The sequence below is a fragment of the Legionella waltersii genome (assembly GCF_001468085.1).
GTDB lineage: Bacteria > Pseudomonadota > Gammaproteobacteria > Legionellales > Legionellaceae > Legionella > Legionella waltersii.
The window spans coordinates 1-18,244 of sequence record NZ_LNZB01000060.1 but is presented as its reverse complement, the minus strand read 5'-3'; the positions used below and the strand labels follow the sequence as shown (position 1 = coordinate 18,244).

Genomic DNA, 18,244 nt, shown 5'->3' with positions numbered 1-18,244 from the left:
CTTTCTATTCCTTGATCCGCACAGAACAAACTGAAAATAATTTATTGTCTTGAAAGTAAGAGAGTAAAACGTCACTCATTTTTTCATGAATTTGTTCATCGTGAAAACCCTTTGCAGTATTTTTTAATAATAGAGCGACGGCTAGGTGCAACCACTCAGTGTTTTGTAGTTCCTGGCTAAGAGCCTTTTGATTATAAAACCAAAATTGTAAACAACAGCTCGCCGCAAAAAGTCGACAATACTTATCTGCTAAGTCAAAAGCTTCTATACTTCTAGGTTCATACGCTTTTGCATCACGTAATCCTAAGAGGTGTGCATCAAGCATTTTAAGTTCACTGACGACTTGGTGAATAAGATTATTGAGAGGTTGTGACTGCAGTTGTTTTATCCCAGAGAGGACAAGGTCCTCTTTCGTAGTAAATAGGCTAAATTGATCACCTTCAAATGCAGGACATTCCTTTTCTAAATTAAACAATTGATCCATATCCATAGGCTTTTTCAGAGTCGATTTATCTCGAAGCTCCGCTTGTGCGAGCAAATGACCTGTAATGATCGATAAATTGACCTGTGAACTACCATCAAATAACCCAACAATTTGAATATCTCGGCGAATTTTTTGAAAAATTCCCCATTCTGTACTTCTTAGATAAGCTCTTGCACCCAAAATAATTGCGCAGTTTTCGACGATCTCAGACGTGGTTTTAGGTACAAAATATTTGATGACTGCAGACCATAGGCTCATGTACTCAGGTGCTACTGTAGACGCTCTTGCAACCACTAAGGAAATACAATCAGTAATGAGAGTAGTTACGAACAGCTCGCTTAATTTTTGTTTTACAACTGGAAGATCATATGCCCGTTTATTGTATAACTGTCTTTTTAGTGAAAACGACAAGGCTAAACGTAATGCTGTATCAGCTCCTCCAACGGATAAACTGGCGCACAAAGTGCGTGAGACTTGAAAAGTCTTATAAATGATTTCTAAGCCTTTGCCTTCTTTACCGATTAAAGCATCGTTTTGTACAAGCAGTTTATCTAAGCAAAACCCACTAATGTCTAACCCACGAACACCATGAGTTGGCAACTTTGGAGTAGGTGAAAAACCTTGGTTAATGTTACTTTTATCAAAGTAAAATAAAGAAAATCCACGTAACCCTGCTTTTTCATGGGTTCGGCACAATACGGTGACTGAATGACCTAAGGTTGCGAAATTGATACACCACTTCTCACCAGATAATACCCAACCTTGTTCATTGGAAATGGCGGTTACTTCGTTGGCAGTTAAATCGCTACCATGTTCTTCTTCGGTTAAAGCAAAAGCGCCAATCTCTCCTTGACGCAGTCGACCAGCCAATTGTTCCTTTTGCTTTTTGCTGCCAGCAAGCCACGTCGGTAATGCGGCTAAAAAAGACAAACCAAGTGCGATGGCTGTTGTGATATCACGGCGAGCAATGAGCTTCGTTAATCCATATAAATCATCTAAACCATGCAATTTACCGCCCAAATTTTCAGGGATTAAATAGTCCATGAATCCCCATTTCTGGATGAGCTCCACTTGACTCCAGGGCAAAGCTTCATGCTCATCGTAGTCTAGGCTTTGTTCAAAATTAACAGGGGACTGCTTATCGTGAGGGCTGCCTAAAGTATTCTCCAGAGACTCTAATAGTAGTACCCATTTTTGATTGGGGGGCATTGGTGTCCTCAAAAAATAGAATGTCGGGCAGGAGGCAGATTATCCATCTTTTTGTATAATAACTCCAAATGATGAGATAAGCGTGAACGAATTTGATGGGGTTTAATAAGCTCATCGATAAGGCCAAGTTGGTAGGCTTGTACTAATGAGTCATCCAATGAATGCGGAGAGTCTTTTGTTAGTTGCTGTTTATGATTAGACGTTTGCGCATCAATTGTTTGAACCTTATTTGTGGTTGTCTTATCCATTATACCTAAATTAGCCGATTCCAATGCCAGAACTAAATCGCCATTTTGTGAACGGGTTTGCATCATTAAAAAGCCAGCAGCCCCATAACATTTCCGCACGATTAAACTTAATCTAGGGACTCGGGTTTGCATCGCTGTACACAATCTTGCTCCATGCAAAAGCAAACTTCTTTGCTCTTCACGTTTTCCAGGCATAAAACCTGGTACATCGATCAAGGTTAAAATTGGAATGCAATAAGAGTCGCAAAGGCGTAAAAATTTAGACGCTTTTTGGGCTGCTTCGCAATCTATTGCACCACTTAACCGGATGCTCTGGTTAGCCATTATTCCTACAGCTAGGCCATTAATGTGTACAAAAGCACATATCATTGCTTGGCCATAGCTTTGTTTATAGAGAGAGGTCGTAGAATTATCAACAATAGCATGGATCAAGTTCAACATGTTAAAGGGTATTTTGGGATTATTGGGTATTTCTGGTAACGGTTTTGTAGGCTCCAGAATGGAATGGCGTGGTGGGAGATTTCTGCTGTTGGACGGCAAATAGGCCAGCATTGTCTTTACTTGATCGATTTGGACTGTCGCATTATCAGCAACAAAATCTGCAATTCCTGTTACAGTAGCATGCAATGAAGCACTTCCTAGTTCTGCCATGGTTGTTTTTTCTCCAATGGCTTGTTGTACAACCATTGGACTAGTCACCATTAAATAACTGCGGTGTTTATTAAAAAATAAGAAATCCATAAGTACTGCGGAATAAGCTGGTGCGCCAAGTGTAGGGGCTATGATTACCGCAATTTGCGGTATTTGCCCAGAAAGTTGAATGTTTCTTGATAAAATTTGAGTATAAATATCACCACTTAACAAATCATCCTCTAAGTACACCCCAGGTGAGCCTAATAACGCGATAATAGGGATGTTTAATTCCTTCGCTTTATCCATGATATGAATGATTTTCATTCCGCCTTCTTGACGGATATAACCGCGGTTTATGGAGTTATCTTGGGCATAAAGTGCAATTGGCTGTTGATTTACCGTTGCTAATCCAGCCAGAACCTCACACTCATCCTCAAGACTTAGACTATTCGTTGAGGCAGTGTTAATCGGTTGAAAACTGTTCTTGTCAATGAGTCTATCAATCCATTGTATTAATTTATTATTCGTAGGTTGTAGGGGCATGCTCTTCCTTGAAATAATAAAAATGCAAACACTATTTTTAACTATAGCCTAACACTAACAGGACATACGAAAAACCTCAATCTCATCATTAAAAAATGGGTTTAATGAGGTCACTTCCTTTATCGAACTCCCTTATGAAAACCATTTTTGCCTAGACCTTGGGGGATGAGGAATCGACTTATTTTAAAATGGGGCATTTATACCAAAGATCGGGTGCTTGCCTAATGGCGCTGCCTTAAGAGCTGTCATTAGGTTCATCTATCCGGCCAGTCTCGGTCCGCTTGCTGACGCGCGCGGCTCGGTTCACTCCTGCTGTGATTAGGATTTGATTCAGACAGCAAAGAATGAACCGAGCCGCGCGCGTCAGCAAGCGGATACGGAACTATCCACTTTCACGAATGACCCCGAAGGCAGCACCATTAGGCGAAGCGCCGGACCTACACTTACTGACCATCAGAGAAGAGATTAGTTGGGGCACTATAATAGGAATCGATTCCTCAGCCTTGGGAGGGGCGAAGTCCTGACAGAGTTAAATAATCCAGAGTGTCTAACAGCACTACTTGATTTTGACTCATTAAATCAATAGTGTAATTGATAACAAGTGCATAAAAGGCTTTTTATGACGATTTTAGAACCCAAATTGCGTTTCAATATCACGGCGACTTCCAGAGCTTTACCGTCTTCAGATCCAATTACAAACCTTGATATTTTGAGACATTTTCCAAGAACAGCTGACAAATCACTGTCATTTCAAACTAAATTTGCCGAAAAAATTGGAGAAGAATTCGGTTTTCATAAGCGATATTGGTCTCACAAGCCTTGGGAGCCACTTGATAAATCGAGACATTTAAACGCGGAGTCATTAGCGCTAAAGGTGGTTTCTCAATTGATCGAGAGATACCATCCGCAAGGAATTCAAGCATTTTTGCTGGGTTCCACAACCAATACTCGATTTACTGGTTCACAAGCTGCGGCGGTGATGGGAAAACTAGGATTGAATCTTCCTGCGTATGACCTAAAAACGGGATGCTCAACCTCACTATCTACTATGCATTTAGCTTATGCCTTATTGCAGTTGGGGTACAAAAATTGTTTGATCTGCTGCTCTGAAACTCTCTCAAAAGTCATCGATCCTGAAAGTGAACTCACCTGGTTTGGTTTGGCAGATGGGGCAGCTTCTATTTTCATTGAACAAAATCCCCAAGGATCTTTCAGCGTTGAAAAATGTTTGTTTTCTACTGAGGGGAAGTATGTCGATGCGTTTACTACTCAGGGTATTTTTCCACCCACCCATGAGCAAATTGATTCTGTGGGCTATCATTTAGTGGGTGATGAGCAATTAATGAAGGCTCTGGCCTTGAGTCATTATCAACAGTTAATCAATCAGCTTTTACCTACGCAAAAAGAACGGGATGAGATAACCTGGATAATTCCACACCAAGTCAATCGCAAATTAATGGATCACTTATTGGATGAATTTAGGATGCAGAATAAAGTAATGCTCTGGGATGCTGACTCCATTGGCAATATTGGCGGTGCATCGATACTTTATACCTTAGCTCGAGCGGTGGAAGACGATTTATTTGATCGATCAGGTAAAATTCTCTTAATGAGTGTTGGTGGGGGGTTATCCTACGCAGGTCAAATCATCAACTACGTTAAATCGTAATTGTGGGCAGGTGCTAGATTGTGAATAGTGAATTATTACAGTGCCAAACTTTGGCTGAAGTGGTGCAAATCCGAGCGCAAGAAAGTCCGGAAAAGATCACTTGCACTTTTCTTAATCGAGATGCAGAAGAGCACATGACCTATAAAGCGTTGGATAGGCATGCAAAGGCTATAGCGAGCACTATTACTGAATATGGGGCTAAACCAGGAGATCGGATTTTATTGCTTTTTTCTCCTGGCTTGTCGCTGATTCAAGCTTTTTTGGGTTGCCTTTATGCCGGATGTATCGCGGTGCCTATTTATCCACCAGCACAGGAAAAACTGCTCGACAAGGCGCAGCGAATTATTAGGAATGCAGCACCTGTTTTAACGCTGATGCTTTCGGACTTCATGCATAAATTTGCCGAAACGAACAGAGAAATACCTCTGTTTTTAGGCACCAGAGTAATTCCTTTGGAATCTGTTTCTTTAGCTAAAGCTTCATTATGGGAAAAGACTTCTGCATCCAAATCTGATTTGGCTTTTCTTCAATACACATCGGGTTCCACTATGCATCCCAAAGGAGTGATGGTCAGCCATCAGAATCTAATCGACAACGTATTAAAAATTCATCATTCATCGCAGATGGATGATGATTCTATACTCTTTTCTTGGCTCCCCCCACATCACGACATGGGTTTAATAGGTTGTATCTTAACCCCCATATTTGCTGGTTTTTCGACCATAATGATGTCTCCATTTTCCTTTTTGCAAAACCCTTTATCTTGGTTAAAGCACATCAGTCGTTACAAAGTAACCATCAGTGGGGGGCCTAATTTTGCCTATGATTATTGTGTAAAGCGTATAAAAGAGGAAAAAAAGGAAGGATTGGATTTAAGCTCTTGGAAAATAGCGTTCAATGGTGCCGAGCCAATCCGCAAGGAAACATTGGATCATTTTTACAGCGCATTTAAAGATTACGGCTTTCACAAGGAGGCCTTTTATCCTTGTTATGGACTTGCTGAAGCCACCCTTTTAGTTGCTTGTGTTAACCCATATCAGGGATTCACCTATTTAACTTTGGATAAAGAGCCATTTAAAGATCATCGAGTCAATTTTGTTGAGGAGGGTGCTCCTGGGAGTTATCAATTAGTGAGTTGTGGTCATCAAATTCAATCGGTGAAGATTATTGACCCCGATACCCTTCAGCCCTGTGATAACGATCAAGTAGGTGAGATCTGGGTGCAGAGCAACAGCGTTTCTCAAGGTTATTGGGAGCAAGAAAAGGAAACAAAACAGGCATTTCATGGCTACATTAATGGAGACAACTCCGGTCCTCGATACCTTAGGACTGGAGATTTAGGATTTCTTCATGACGATCAACTCTACGTGACTGGGCGGATAAAAGATCTCATTATTATTTATGGTAAAAACCATTATCCTCAAGACATAGAATATAGCCTTATGCACGCTGATTTTCACAAATTATTGGGTAAATGTTCTGCTTTTGTAGTGCAAGAAGGCCCTGAGTATAAATTGGTTGTCATGTGTGAAGTAAAAAATAAGGGTATGGGTCAAGAAGAACAAGACAAGTTATTCAATGAGATATTTGAATTAATTTATCGTAACCATCAACTTGAAGCCAATACTATTGTGTTCGTGCCCCTTAAATCTCTCCCACATACTACGAGTGGAAAAATTCGCAGGAGTTTTTGTCGCAAGCATTTGCTGGAAAATACTATTCCTGTTTTAGCATCTTGGCATTTGAACCTAGAAGAGGGGTAACATGGCAAGACAGTTTACTATTGCGCAACATTGTCCACATCGAGTTGCACTGCAAACGAATGAAGAGTGTGTCCATTACGCTTTGCTGCAAGAAAGAGTCAATGCTCTCACTGAAAAAATAAAACCATTGTCAAACAGCACGCTGGTTTTAACGGCAAACCCAAGTATTGAATTTGTTACTCAGTGTTTGGCCTGCTTGAAAACAGGGCGTCCTGTGGCTATTTTCCCCCCTTCTTTGATTGAAGATGAGAGAGATACCCATCTAGCAATGCTAGGTAATGCAATGATCATAAGAGAGGGGGGTGAGATATGGGAGGTGAAACAGAAGGTAAACAAAAGCTTACATCCTGATGCAGCACTTCTTTTATTGACCTCTGGGAGCCAAGGCCAGCCTAAAGTAGTGCAATTGTCTTTACAAAATATCTTGGCAAATTGTGATGCAGTTATTCAATCATTGCAGTTGAATCATGTCAAAGACCAGGTATTGTTTTTACCTTTGTCTTATTCCTTCGGATTGCTAGGGCAATTATTACCAGGCCTGATGTCTGGAATTAGTACGCGCTTGATCAGTCAGTTTATGGAAGTCAAAAACTTACTTGAGACGGAGAAAGTTCCAGAAATGTGGAGTGGTGTTCCATCACATTGGGTCGCTATAAGCAAAATGGGTGCGCTGTATAAGATAGGCGCTGAAAAAATTCAAGCCATAGTTTCTGCTGGAGCTCCGTTATCAGTGCAATTACGAGCAGAACTACTAGGAAGATTTCCAAATGCTATTGTTTATAACAACTATGGTCTAACAGAAGCTTCACCAAGAGTGTTATCGTATTCTAGTCAGGACCCAAGATTCTTGGAAAATTATGCTGGATATCCTGTTGGAGATTGGGAAATTAAGTTGTCGAAGCAACATGAATTGCTTGTTCGTGGGAGTCAGGTTATGTTGGGTTATCTCGGTGAAGAAATCAACACGAAAGTACAAGACGGTTGGTTATCCACCGGAGATGTTGCTGACATTTTACCTAATGGATTAGTTGCTATAAAAGGAAGATTGGACAATGTTGTGAATATTGGCGGAGAAAAAATGACGACTACTGACATTGAGCAAGCGATTTGTCAAATTGAATCCATCAAGGAGGCTGTTGTATTACCTATTGACGATGACATTTATGGAACACGCCTTATCCTGTACATTGAGAAATCTACTCTTTCAAACTTTCGGGATTCTCAACATTTGACGGAAACAGTAATGCGTCAATTACTTCCTAAAAAACCTCCTCTGACTTTTCGTTTTCTAGACAGTTTTCCACGAAACAGGAATGGGAAGCTTAATCGCAATGATCTGATAAGGCAGGAGCTAGAGCATGCTAAAAAATCAGATTAAGCAGATCTTCGAGCGTATTGGCCTTGGTCATTTGCCAGAAGACAGTAAAACAGCGCTTGATCAGATTGGATTGGATAGTTTGATGTTGGCTTTATTAATCATTGAACTAGAGCAAGAGTTCAACATTAAAATTCCTGTAATTCCATTAGCAAAAGAGCGTTTTGAAACACTTGCTTCCCTTGAAAACTATCTCATAGAATTGGGGGTTAAATGAACTTATTAATTACAGGTGGCTCCTCGGATATTGCCATGGCCATAGCAAAAAGAAGAATGGAGTTAGGAGATCGTATTGTTATCACTTGTTCGAATCAGGACAGTTTGCAGCAGACCTTAGAGACTTATAAAAAGCGTGGAATGGCCGTACGCGGCTTTATTTATCATTTTGCTAATCCAGAAGCAAGTGACCAAGAGATTGCTGAAGTACTCGCAGAACCACTACATGGGGTCGTATTCAATGCATTCACTCGAGTCAATCAATTACGAAAATTACATGCTTTACCTTATGCGTCAATTCAAAAGTATCTCAATGAAAATCTACAGGGCAATATTTGGCTTATCCATAAACTGCTCCCTCACTTTTTAAAAAATCAATTTGGTCGTGTCATTCTTATTTCTAGTCTATCTGCCATCACTGGTACAAGCCGTTATCCGATGTATTGCGCAGCAAAAGCAGCTTTAGAAGGTTTGTTTTTCAATTTGGCTGTTGATTACAGTGCGGATAATATTTTATCAAATATAGTCAGGGTAGGTTTGATAAAGACCTCCCGTACCGAACAGTTTTGGAAGAATGCCAGTTACCAAGAAAAAGTTGCAAACCTAATTCCGCAGGGAACGATGGGCGAACCTGCACAGATCGCTGAGGCAATAGACCCTCTGCTCTCACCCACATCGTTTATTACGGGCTCAGTCTTGACAGTAAGCGGCGGACTTCCTTTAGTGCGCTCTGAGGGGGTGCTATCATGAATTTATTGAGAGCAGAGAAAACGATATACCTCAAAGGCCCTTATATTGCGCTACCTGAAGTCGTTATGAGTAATCAGGATATTCTGGATTGGATGAATAGTTCCCAAAACCCAACTGTCATCGGATTTTCAACAGGAATAAAACATCGTTGTTGGGTTACAGACGATCAAGCTTGTAGCGATTTGGCAGTAATGGCTTCTGAAAGGCTATTCACAGCGAAGCCAGATGAGAAAGAGAATGTACGTCAAATCATCTTAGCAACGATATCAGGTGATTACCCAGCACCTCCAACTAGCCCTTTGGTCCAGTATCGACTTGGACTAAATCAAGCCGGAGCATTCGATGTTGGTGCTGCATGTGCCGGCTTTGTTGTTGGGCTACATACTAGTGCATCCTTAGCCCTAAATACCTCCGGATCTGTCTTGCTCATTGCTAGTGAGATTCGTTCCAAATTTTTGAATAAAGACAATTTTGCTACCAGTGTTTTATTTGGCGATGGGGCAGCAGCCTGTATAGTCTCTAAAGATGGAAAAAACGCGGAGTTCCGATTCTTAGCTTCTGCCTTATTCGCTGACGGGGAAGTCAGTGACATTGTTTCTACTCCTGCAGGTGGTTCACGCTTGCCTGCATCTCGTTGTGAAGACCAGGCCCAATTTTTTATTACCATTAAAGAAAGCACCGCTTTATTTGTAAAGGCAGTGAATGGAATGGTTGAAAGTGCACTTGATTTTCTCAAGGAGCTAGGTCTTCAACCTGGAGATATTCAGTGGTTAGTTCCTCATCAGGGCAATAAAAATCTTGTATTGTCTGTTGCAAAACAATTAGGTATCCCAGAAGAAAATACAATGAAGACGGTTGAAGAAACGGGTAATACTTCCGGTTCCAGCGTCGGCATCGCTCTGGACGATTTAAGAGTCAATAAGCCAATCAAAGCGAATGATAAGGTGCTGCTGGTTGCCGCTGGTGGGGGAGGTATCGCTGCTTGCGCATTACTAGAGGTTGTTTAAAACTAATCTTGTTTTTGAGTAAAATCGTATAAGTTTTTAAAGGTGTGGAAATTCATTGCCTCATCTTCGGTCACCTCAATTTGGTATTCTTCGCTTAAAATAGCTAAGAGTTCTACGATTTTTAATGAATCAAAATGCAAATCTTCGATTAAAGTCATCTCTTCTTGAATGTTCTCTTCTTTCATTCCAGACAACTTACTAACGATTTGTTTCAACTGATTACTTGTAATTTTCATTCACTATCCTTTCAACATCCGATTATTTTCATTAGCATGATAACATGCCTTTAATGAGCCCAGACCCAACAATAATAAAATGATTGCTAATGAGAGTGAGCCATAGGCCTTTATTCCTGCTATAAACCCACTCATGATGGAAGCGCTTAAGTCTTGCATACAGGCATACAAAGCGCCAACGGTGCCGGCTATCTCAGGAAACGGGTGGAAGGCTCCAGCAAAGGCATTAATAAATGTAAACCCCGCGCCCATGCTAAATAGTGACATGGGTATCATCACTCCAAAAACCTGATCCCAATGAAATGTGGCGTCAACTAATAACCATAAACCACCCACTATCATTAAACTTGCTCCAAGCCTAGTCATAAAAGCAATGCCCTTATGCATGACCAAAACGCTATTTATAACTCCACTCAAACAAATTGCTCCGGCAATAAATAAACTTAATCGTCCAAACTGGAGTGGACTAAGCCCTTGAATGTCCTGAAATAAAAAAGGAGCAATCGTAAAATAGGCCACTAAACCCGCAAAAGCAAAGCATGCAGAAAGCGTATAACCAAGAAAAACTCCGTTAGAGAGTAATTGAATATAGTTTTTCCACATCACACGCAAATGGGTTGCTTGTGGGTTGAGTTGTTTGTTGGTTTCTGGAAGTGCAAAAGCAGCGATAACCCAGACGAATAAACCAAAAAGCACTAAAAATAGAAAATTAGAACGCCACCCAGCCTGTTCTTGAATGAATCCACCTAAAATAGGAGAAGCAGCCATTATCAGTAGACTAATAATTCCAACGTAGGACCCAACCTTCGCTAATACCTTATCTGTAAATAAATCCCTGGCTAGAGAACGCCCTACTGAATTGCACGCGCCTATGCCAAATCCTTGTAAAAAACGGCCAAGAATTAATAGTTCTGTACTAGGGGAAGCATAACAAATTAGACTTCCTATAATACTTATACCTATTCCATACATAAGAGGGGGTTTTCTGCCTACTCGATCTGAGACAGGACCATAAAAGAGATGCGAGAAGCCTAATCCCAGCATAAAAAAGGTCAGGGATAACTGTATTACAGCTTCGGTACTTTTAAAAAATTGAGTAATTTCGGGGAGTGAGGGTAAATATTGATCGGTTGTAGTTTGCATTAAAATAATGATCAGAAAAATGATCCCCAACAAACGAAAGGAAATGGTTTGTGGGATCATTTCTTTTGCCATCTTAGCAAGTCTCCTTGTATCGCCTACCTCACTTACTTTTTGGAAGCGAATCGCTTTACTAACTCATAGAGGTAAGCCTGACTTTCATAAAAGCCTTGAACGCTAATTCGTTCATCTTGTCCATGGGCTCTGACGTCATCATGGTTGACAAATAGTCCACTAATTCCATAGGTTTGTATACCTGCAGCTCGTAAAAAGCGTCCATCAGTTGCTCCCATAACCATCACTGGAATTGTTGGTACTGATGGCCAGAACTCATTGGTGACTGTTCTTACCGTATTCAAAACATCGTTTCGAAGTGTGGAAGACGGGCCTTTGGTAATAGCACCTTGGCGCACAAGCTTCACATTAGGGTCTTGGATCGCTTTTTGTAATGATTGTTCGACTGACTCGGGAGTCTCGTCGGGAAGAACTCGGCAATTGATAGTAGCTACAGCCTGCTGTGGAAGGGCATTCATGGCATGGCCAGCTTCTACCAGTGTGGGTGTACAGGTTGTATGTAGGGTGGCATTCCATTGAGGGTTAAGTTTTGCTAAACGTTTCATTGCATCAACTGAACCATTTGCTGCAGCAAGCATATCGGCTTTAATGGGACCCTTTTCGGAGGCCGCTCTTTCTTTCAGGTAAGCAGAGGTAACTTCATTGACTCCATATGGAAACTCTACTTTGGCGAGTTGGCCTAAAGCGCCTGCAAGTTGATAAATCGCATTATCTTGAGTGGGTAATGAACTATGTCCGCCTTTATTGCGTGCCTCAACCTGAAAATTAAGAATGTATTTTTCACTGACTTGGATATTATTGGCTAGCTTTTTCCCTTCGGACGCATCTCCCCAACCACCTTCGTTGAGAGCAAAATCTGCATCAATTAAGTGTTTATGATTTTTGAGTAACCAACGGACTCCATTATACGGGCTGCTGCCTTCTTCATCTGCTGTAAGTGCCACAATGATGTCGCGATTGGGCTTGAAACCTTCTTTTTTGTATTGAATTAGGTTAGCAATCCAAATTGCGGCTTGATCTTTATCGTCTGTTGTTCCTCTACCGTAAAAGTATCCCTCTTTTTCGACAAATTGAAAGGGATCAGTGTGCCAGTCTGAGCGCTTAGCTTCTACCACATCGATATGAGCAAGCAAAAGAATTGGTTTTAGTTCGCCAGTACCTCGATAACGAACCACTAGATTCGCCTTTTTAGGACTTGCTCCACCGACAAAAATATCCTTGTCAGTAAATCCAGCCTCTTTTAAGCGTTTTACTGTTGCTTCTACAACAGGAGTTGTAGCACCGGTTGTGAACCCAGATTGGATTTCTATGTACTGCTTAAATATATCATGGGCTAGCTTTTGTTCTGCTTCTGGCCGGGTGGTATTGGCCTCTGTTACTCCAGACAATGAAACAACAAGCAATGAACAGAGGAGGTTAGTTATGGTTTTTAAATTCATGGTACTCACTGAAGATAAGAGAAATAGTTTGCAACTCTAATACAGGTAAATGTTATCTTCAAGGGGGGAAAGATGAGGGGGACGAACCCCACTGGGGTCCGTCCCAGGATATTCGCCACGGGGATCCCTGTTTACTTTATACCCTCAGAAGTTTTGACTCTGGTTACTCCCTTCAGGTCAGAGGTGATAGCTACGTCCATTGGAGTCATTACTTCTCTTCCCTCTATCCCTCCATGAGTATAGTGCCAATATTCTTCAGGATAGGGTTCAAAATCAAAGTGCATCATCGCATCACGGAGAATTTTACGATGGTGAACAGCTCTCTCTCCAATTTCTGTTGCAGTTGCATCTGAGCGTGATTTGATGTCCATGAAATCAAAGCGGGTTCCCATATCAAGCTTATTTCCTTGAGCATCAATGAGTACTAGATCTACTGTATTGCCATAACAATGGTTTGAATCTTCAGCAAGGTATCCTAGTTCGAACAACTGATTTTTATTGATGATAGGGTAGTGTAGTTCTTTGCGGACTGTCTCTATCTCTGATGATCCTGCTTGCTTAGACCATATTAGAAAATAGTCGACAGCTCGCTTTGGTCTATAGGAATCATAGATTAATAAGCTGAAATTATAGTGATTAAGAAGGTACTGTTGTACTTGGCATAGTGCATTAGCGGCATCTGGTGTCATCAATGCAAAGTCATGAGCATCAGGATTGTACCCAGGGATGACTGTTCCTACAAAATTTTCGTGAGTGGCATACTTTAATCGAGCTATTATAGGTTTATCACAGCTAAATTGGCTCAGAGAAACAACATCAATCAACATGAGTTACAGGCACTTCATTTAATTTCAATGGTTTTAATTTTATCATGAAATCATTTTGCTCTAAATAGATGTTGACTTCTACGTTTGTGACTAGGTTGTCTATAGTCTAGCTCTATTTAGTAGGGTGCTCAGCAGATCCGCTTTCGCCTTCTGTCTTTGTATTTCTTACTTCGACATCAAGTTCTAGGAGAGGCTTGTCCGATGCAACCAATAGTTGTCCACTGTGTCCTTGAAAATAACAGTGTTTACCATCTTCATCACGCGTTGCCCATCCACATACAATCACCTATCTGTGTTTAGCCGTCTATAAACTCACAACCTTTTATGTTTAAATATAGAACAGTTTTTGAGTGGGTAGGAAGTAAAGCAATAGTAATCAGGGTTTTTGCTATTCAGAAATTTTGATGTATCGAAATAAAATGATAGCATACGCATTCATTTGTCCACATAATAAACACTAAAGAGGATTTAGTAATGAAGTTAAACCTTTTGTCTACGGCTTTGATTGCAACCGCGCTTGTTTGCCAACCAGCTCTTTCAGCCCAAAAGACATTAACCTTTAAAAACCAACGCGGTTCAACCCTTGAAATTAATGTTTTGGCGGATAATAAAATTGAAGGCTATTTTACAACTGCAGTTGCCTCAAAATCATGCCCTCAAGCAATAAATACGAAGAGACCAATTACAGGTTATTGGGTAGGTAACGCGATCTCCTTTAGTGTGGTTTATCCTATGTGTGAATCCGTATTGAGCATTAGTGGTAACTTTGATAAGGACCAAAAGGCCATTGACACTGTCTCTATATTAAATAAGCAATCTGTAGATATCACTCATGAGGGCCCTGGTGCGCGTTTTATAGGCCATGATTCCTATACAATCAGCTAATTAATGGTAAGGAACAGACTCTGTTCCTAGTTGTACAACTTGGGCAGAGACGTCCCCCTAACAGAAGAAGAGAAGTTATGATTTACGCGGTATTTTCCTTAGGTCAATTTGTTAGCTCGAATCTTGATGTACTCAAAAAGGAATTTTCAGACTGGTTTAAAAAAAGCTCGGTTGAAAAGACGGGTGATGATGTTTGGAATTGGTTGCAATCATCGGGACATTTAAAGTCTTTAAGATTGGGTAAAATGACTGTGAGTCAGCTGTGTGAGAGCTTCAATAAAGAGTTTAAGTTAACCATGAGCTTTACTGATTTTAGCAACATGTTTAATTCAATGTGTAAAGTTGACTCCGAAGCTTTAAAGCGCATCAAGGGATTTAAAGATTTCCTTGATCAGCATGAAAACATACAATTGATATTAGTGTCTCATACCAATTATTCGCATTTACATTATATTTTATCGCAAGTCGGACCAACGCTTGGTAAAGATGGTTTTTCTGTAATTCAAAAAGAAGAAGCGTGGAATAGTAAAGCAAAAATTGTTTTTGCACCGTCAATGAGCTCTCAATGTGAGCAACATCCCGATACTTTAAAATTTGCATTGGGGGAGTTGAAAGCCTCAAAAGACGATACCCTTATTTCATTTTTAAATAGTGTTCAAGCTTATACGCATGATCATTTTTCTTATGTTGATCCAGGTAAAACTCTAGAAAAAGCTCCAGGTGTACTTGAAGATGCTCTTAAGAACTTGCAAAAAGGGTTAACTCTTTAGTACTAATAGTACTAATGGGTAGTAATGGGGACGGACCCCACCGGGGTCCGTCCCCGTTCCTTTCCGCCGTTCCTTTCCGGGGTCCGTCCCTGTTCCTTTCCGCCGTTCCTTTCCGGAGTCCGTCCCTGTTCCTTTATTAGGATCAATTTGGCACACAGAATTCTAAACTCTATACTCTGTTTAGGTTCAGAATTTTGGAGAAAATTATGAAATATTGTTCTCTTGTTTATTTCCTCGCGATATATTCTTTGACGAATATCGCTTACAGTGATGATTCTACGGCTAATACCAATCCACCACAAACCAATAATATTCTTGATAAAACCAAACGAAAATTAGACAATGCTAATCAGGTAGAGCAACAGAATTTGGAGCAAGGAATTCAGCAAGGTGAGGGACAACCTGAAAATAATGAATGATGTGTAGGGCAAACCTTCATGAATAATGAGTGCTGCCCTAATGCTCAGATTGTCGTTACTTCAGCAATAACCAACATTCCGTTAATAACTCCGTTTCAGCTACTTCATGGTCGAAATTATAGTAACAGAATATGCAAGGTAAATCGCCAAGCTCTTCACCTGACTGGGGTAGCCAATCTCGATACATGCCATAAACAGTATTACCAATATTCTCACGACTTCCTTTATGAATTGCTACTGCATAACGACCTGCTGGAAGCCTCTTTTCTTTAATTTCGCCGGTAAGTTTTATTTGTTCGGGTACTGTAATCGCTAAATCAAGACGAAACTCTTCCTTAGGCGTTGTTTTTGGATCATCATAAGCAAAAGCAAAGGCTTCACCTGCTTTGGGTTTTAAATTCATCGGTTGATCTTTTGCCCAATGAATTAATTTATTGACGCTTTCGCCCACCTGCCTGGGATCCCCTCGATGTTCTACCACAGCTAAACGTCTAGCACTCATGTCTTTTATTATTACTGTCATCATTTTTTCACCGTTTTGTTGCAAACAATAAGGTGGTTTCTCCCAAGCTTGCCAGCTTAATTGATCTCTGAACTCACTAGGGTTTACTCCGCAACTTTGTTTGAAAGCACGAGTAAACGCCTCATGAGAGTCAAACCCCGCATCGAGTGCAATTTCAATAATTGTCTTATCTTTATGAACAATAAGTTGATGCGCCGCTCGTTTAAGCCGAAGCCAGCGAATGTATTGTTGTAAAGATAAACCTGTGTAAGCAGTAAACAACCTATGAAAGTGGAATTTCGAGAAGTAAGCCATTTTACTCAATTCTTCTAAAGAAAGTTTCTCATCAAGATGTTTCCCAATGTAGTCAATCACTTTATTGATCTGGTGTGCATAATTCATCGTTTTCTCAATTCCTATCACAACTTGTTTACGTAGTTAAGTCTATGGAATTGGTTAGTTTCCTGTTTGACTAATCTTGCTAACTATTGCAAGAGAAGGTTCTGCATTATTGTCTAAATAGAGCTCCAGCCAAGTAACTATTTCTATAATGACTGAGATGATCATCAAAAATAGTATGAGCTAAGGACGATTTTCCTGATCTTGAAGCAGAGACTAAAGCAGTTTGTATAAACAGTTCGGATTGAGCATCACTACCTCCACAAGCATTAATGCTCGGAAGCAAAGGAATTAATTTGCTTCTGGCCAGTTTATAATCCCCTACTGCAAAAGCGATAACGCCTTCTATCGTTGGCAACCCTATCTTTTGCCATCGCGTTTTTTCCGGATGGTTTCCTTTGTTAAAATAAGAGTTTAAAAAGTGATAAGCTTCTTTGGCTTTTTCTACTTGTCCTGCACGCACTAAGGCATAGTATAAATGAAGGTTATTAAATGGCAGGTAATGGTAATGGGGGTCACATTGTATTGATTTGACTAATGGGCGCCATAAACCGGATGTCTGTGAACTCCAACCAGCTAATTCCATTCGCCATAACAGGGCAATGGAATCCATGCTTGCTAAAAATGCCGGTGGATTTTCAGAGCTAAGTTCCAATCGATACAGGCTTAATGCCTTTTCTTTCTCATTGTTTGCTAGATAAAACAAAGCCAGATGCCATAGATTATGGCCTCTTAACAAAGGCATGACCGAATTCCAAGTTGATTTGAATACTTCGAGTTGCTTTTGTCCTTCGTCAAGTTGTCCACTATTTAGAAAATAATGTGCTAATGCGTGATGAGCCCATGCAGCTTCTGGGTTTATATCGACTGCTTGTTGGGCTATTGTTTTGGATGTCTTAAGTTCTCCACATAATTCTTCTGCGAACGCATAAATGGACAAAAAATAACTGTTGTCTTTGTAACGATCCGCTAGACTGACGCATAATTCGCGCATAGGTTTTGCCGTAATCACTTGTCCTGAACAGTAATTTAACCATTCAATCAGTTTTAAAGCCAAGAGTTCATCAGGGTAAGATCGAACCAATTGCACGAATGTACTGATTGCACTTTTATAATTGATATCAGCCCAACTTTGCAGTGCTTGGTGCCATAGAACAAGAACATCGTCTGCATTTTTTAATTGAGGAAGAGATTTTTTAAGCAACGCTTTAGCCGTATTTGTTTCATTGTCTGTTTGAGCAAATAGATAAGATAGTGCTAGATACAGGTTGAGGCGCAGTGAATTCGGATAATTTTGGACTGCGCTAATGATTCTATCCGCATGCAGACCGCTACTCAGGATTTGATCACTAAAATACATTGCTTCTGCATGGATGGAATCTTCTTGTTCACTGGATACAGAGGTAAGTTTGGGAGTGTTCATTGAAGACCTTCTCTAGTTCGACTTGAAGATTTACGGGACTTACAAAAACTCCCAATCTCTTCGTTAAAAAGTAGTTTTAATTCGGTCATTGAGTGTATCTAAACTCCCTCATTAAAAACACTGTTTGCCTCGAGTTTGGGGTTGTTCGTAAGCATTTCAAGCACAAAGTGCTCCGCATCTATAAATAACTTTAAGTATTTTATGTGTACAATTTCGTGCGATGGGATCATGA

Annotated in this window: 17 protein-coding genes; 9 read left to right on the top strand and 8 right to left on the bottom strand. The window is 40.4% G+C overall.

What is annotated here, in order from left to right; all coding sequences use genetic code 11:
- Positions 1-4: 4 nt before the first annotated feature.
- Positions 5-1,693, bottom strand: coding sequence for an acyl-CoA dehydrogenase family protein (locus Lwal_RS13320; RefSeq protein ID WP_058481300.1), 1,689 nt, complete (start codon positions 1,691-1,693; stop codon positions 5-7).
- Between the two features lie 8 nt (positions 1,694-1,701).
- Positions 1,702-3,117 carry a carboxyl transferase domain-containing protein gene (locus tag Lwal_RS13315; RefSeq protein ID WP_058481299.1) on the bottom strand — a complete coding sequence of 472 codons (1,416 nt, stop codon included), beginning with the start codon at positions 3,115-3,117 and terminating at the stop codon, positions 1,702-1,704.
- Positions 3,118-3,736: 619 nt separating this feature from the next.
- Here Lwal_RS13315 and Lwal_RS13310 point away from each other — a divergent pair.
- Genes Lwal_RS13310 through Lwal_RS13285 form a run of 6 tightly spaced genes read left to right on the top strand, consistent with a single transcriptional unit; the run spans position 3,737 to position 9,897 of the window.
- Entirely contained in the window at positions 3,737-4,786 is a 1,050-nt protein-coding gene (locus tag Lwal_RS13310; RefSeq protein WP_058481298.1) for a 3-oxoacyl-ACP synthase III family protein, read from the top strand.
- Positions 4,787-4,806: 20 nt separating this feature from the next.
- Positions 4,807-6,549, top strand: a complete 1,743-nt coding sequence (locus Lwal_RS13305; protein WP_058481297.1) for a fatty acyl-AMP ligase — start codon at positions 4,807-4,809, stop codon at positions 6,547-6,549.
- 1 nt (position 6,550) lies between these two features.
- Positions 6,551-7,927, top strand: coding sequence for a class I adenylate-forming enzyme family protein (locus Lwal_RS13300; protein ID WP_058481296.1), 1,377 nt, complete (start codon positions 6,551-6,553; stop codon positions 7,925-7,927).
- A complete protein-coding gene (locus Lwal_RS13295; protein ID WP_058481295.1) occupies positions 7,908-8,141 on the top strand; it encodes an acyl carrier protein in 234 nt (77 codons plus the stop codon). The genes Lwal_RS13300 and Lwal_RS13295 overlap by 20 nt, the downstream gene beginning before the upstream one ends.
- On the top strand, positions 8,138-8,890 hold the full coding sequence (locus tag Lwal_RS13290; RefSeq protein WP_058481294.1) for an SDR family NAD(P)-dependent oxidoreductase: 753 nt from the start codon (positions 8,138-8,140) through the stop codon (positions 8,888-8,890). Before Lwal_RS13295 ends, Lwal_RS13290 begins: the two co-directional genes overlap by 4 nt.
- Complete coding sequence (locus Lwal_RS13285) at positions 8,887-9,897, top strand: 3-oxoacyl-ACP synthase III family protein (RefSeq protein ID WP_058481293.1); 1,011 nt, start codon at positions 8,887-8,889, stop codon at positions 9,895-9,897. The genes Lwal_RS13290 and Lwal_RS13285 overlap by 4 nt, the downstream gene beginning before the upstream one ends.
- Positions 9,898-9,899: 2 nt before the next feature.
- Here the strand turns inward: Lwal_RS13285 and Lwal_RS13280 are convergent, their stop codons facing one another.
- The 4 genes from Lwal_RS13280 to Lwal_RS13265 all read right to left on the bottom strand — a co-directional run bounded on the left by Lwal_RS13280 (position 9,900) and on the right by Lwal_RS13265 (position 13,614).
- On the bottom strand, positions 9,900-10,133 hold the full coding sequence (locus Lwal_RS13280) for an acyl carrier protein (protein ID WP_058481292.1): 234 nt from the start codon (positions 10,131-10,133) through the stop codon (positions 9,900-9,902).
- Positions 10,134-10,136: 3 nt separating this feature from the next.
- The gene (locus tag Lwal_RS13275) at positions 10,137-11,348 is read right to left on the bottom strand and encodes a multidrug effflux MFS transporter (RefSeq protein ID WP_058481291.1); all 1,212 of its coding nucleotides are present in this window, start codon (positions 11,346-11,348) and stop codon (positions 10,137-10,139) included.
- A gap of 32 nt (positions 11,349-11,380) precedes the next feature.
- Positions 11,381-12,787, bottom strand: a complete 1,407-nt coding sequence (locus tag Lwal_RS13270) for a M20/M25/M40 family metallo-hydrolase (protein ID WP_058481290.1) — start codon at positions 12,785-12,787, stop codon at positions 11,381-11,383.
- A gap of 131 nt (positions 12,788-12,918) precedes the next feature.
- Positions 12,919-13,614 (bottom strand): M15 family metallopeptidase, encoded by a 696-nt coding sequence (locus Lwal_RS13265; protein ID WP_058481289.1) that lies wholly within the window; start codon positions 13,612-13,614, stop codon positions 12,919-12,921.
- A 474-nt stretch (positions 13,615-14,088) separates the two neighbouring features.
- Between Lwal_RS13265 and Lwal_RS13260 the strand changes: the two genes are divergently transcribed.
- From Lwal_RS13260 to Lwal_RS13250, 3 genes are all read left to right on the top strand, one after another.
- Entirely contained in the window at positions 14,089-14,499 is a 411-nt protein-coding gene (locus tag Lwal_RS13260) for an avidin/streptavidin family protein (protein ID WP_058481288.1), read from the top strand.
- 77 nt (positions 14,500-14,576) lie between these two features.
- A complete protein-coding gene (locus Lwal_RS13255) occupies positions 14,577-15,269 on the top strand; it encodes a hypothetical protein (RefSeq protein WP_058481287.1) in 693 nt (230 codons plus the stop codon).
- A 206-nt stretch (positions 15,270-15,475) separates the two neighbouring features.
- Complete coding sequence (locus Lwal_RS13250; protein WP_058481286.1) at positions 15,476-15,688, top strand: hypothetical protein; 213 nt, start codon at positions 15,476-15,478, stop codon at positions 15,686-15,688.
- Between the two features lie 55 nt (positions 15,689-15,743).
- On the opposite strand, the gene Lwal_RS13245 is transcribed toward Lwal_RS13250, so the two are convergent.
- Complete coding sequence (locus Lwal_RS13245; RefSeq protein ID WP_058481285.1) at positions 15,744-16,592, bottom strand: AraC family transcriptional regulator; 849 nt, start codon at positions 16,590-16,592, stop codon at positions 15,744-15,746.
- Positions 16,593-16,698: 106 nt separating this feature from the next.
- Positions 16,699-18,012 carry a tetratricopeptide repeat protein gene (locus Lwal_RS13240; RefSeq protein WP_058481284.1) on the bottom strand — a complete coding sequence of 438 codons (1,314 nt, stop codon included), beginning with the start codon at positions 18,010-18,012 and terminating at the stop codon, positions 16,699-16,701.
- Positions 18,013-18,244: the final 232 nt, after the last annotated feature.